This window comes from Frankia tisae (assembly GCF_025403405.1).
Lineage (GTDB): Bacteria > Actinomycetota > Actinomycetes > Frankiales > Frankiaceae > Frankia > Frankia tisai.
Genome location: NZ_JANEZT010000824.1, coordinates 1 through 442 on the forward strand (window position 1 = coordinate 1; position 442 = coordinate 442).

Sequence of the window (442 nt, forward strand, 5' to 3'; positions counted from 1 at the left end):
GCCGGAAGGCGGGCAAGGGCGGGCTGGCCTATGGCTCGGCCGGCGCGGGCGGTCTGTCGCACCTGGCCTCCGAAGCGGTCAACCGCCATGCCGACGGCAATTTCACGCATGTGCCCTACAAGGGCGGTGCGCCCCTGGTGCAGTCGCTGATGGCGGGCGAAGTGGCCTGGGGCCTGCTGGGCACGGGCGATGTCCGCAGCTTCATCCAGTCGGGCAAGCTCCGGGCCATCGGCCAGCTGCGCCAGGGTCGCTCGGAACTGTGGCCCGACGTGCCCACCCTGACCGAGCAGGGCGTGCCCGGCGGCGTGGACTTCGACGTCTGGTTCGGCATCGTCGCCCCGGCCAAGACGCCCGCCCCCATCGTCCGACTGCTGGGCGAGAAGATCGCGAAGATCACGGCGGAGCCCGCCTTCCGCCAGCGCCTGCTGGACCTGGGCGGCGT

General features: G+C 72.2%; 1 protein-coding gene. It reads left to right on the forward strand.

The features are described 5' to 3' along the window. The coding region (locus NBZ85_RS34250; RefSeq protein WP_261563507.1) for a tripartite tricarboxylate transporter substrate-binding protein at positions 1-442 on the forward strand (442 nt) is incomplete at both ends.